Annotated in this window: 2 protein-coding genes; both read left to right on the top strand. The window is 44.5% G+C overall.

The features are described from left to right. On the top strand, nt 1–210 hold a 210-nt coding region (locus IQ209_RS18540), incomplete at its 5' end, for a hypothetical protein (RefSeq protein WP_228005981.1). Then, nucleotides 188–511, top strand: a complete 324-nt coding sequence (locus IQ209_RS17995) for a phage holin, lambda family (RefSeq protein ID WP_370588432.1) — start codon at nt 188–190, stop codon at nt 509–511. The genes IQ209_RS18540 and IQ209_RS17995, both read left to right, overlap by 23 nt. The last annotated feature ends 87 nt before the right edge of the window (nt 512–598 follow it).

Raw genomic sequence — 598 nt, forward strand, 5'->3', positions numbered from 1 at the left:
AATTCTGTTTCTAGATCTAACATTTTTGTCCTTATCACAGAGGTAATCAGCCATCCCTCTTCGTTGTTGATTAACATTTGGCTGAACTCATCACCTTACCTTAACTATCAATCTATTACTTTTAACCTACTCACAGGGGTAACCATCGTTCACCCCACGGACGCCCATTGTTCAAATGGGGTGGAATATGAAGATGAAAGAAAATCCTGATTTATGGGCTGACCTCTTGAACGGCCTAAAAAACTCGTGGCCACAAATATCTGGCTCTGTTTTAGCAATAGCTATTTGTTACGGTCGTCTGATTTACGACGGCGTGGAACGCAAGAACCGCTGGGTAGAGGCGCTGCTTTGTGGTGCTTTGTCATGGAGCGTATCCAGTGGTTTGGATATGTTTGGCATTCCTGCCAGTTTTGCACCGGCTATCGGTGGCGCCGTTGGTTTTATTGGTGTCGAGAAAATCCGCGACTTTGCTGTTCGTGCGATTAATAAACGGTTGGGGGATAAACAGTGACCAGAGGCATTGATAACCATAATCCGGGCAATATTGACTATAACCCCGTGAATAAATGGCTGGGACAATTGCCGCATGATAAAAATA

Origin of the sequence: Xenorhabdus sp. BG5, from assembly GCF_015163665.1 — a bacterium.
In the GTDB taxonomy this organism is placed as follows: Bacteria; Pseudomonadota; Gammaproteobacteria; order Enterobacterales; family Enterobacteriaceae; genus Xenorhabdus.

Coding starts and splice junctions, on each gene's coding strand:
- IQ209_RS17995 (WP_370588432.1), top strand. CDS start 188: ATGAAGATGAAAGAAAATCCTGATTTATGGGCTGACCTCTTGAACGGC.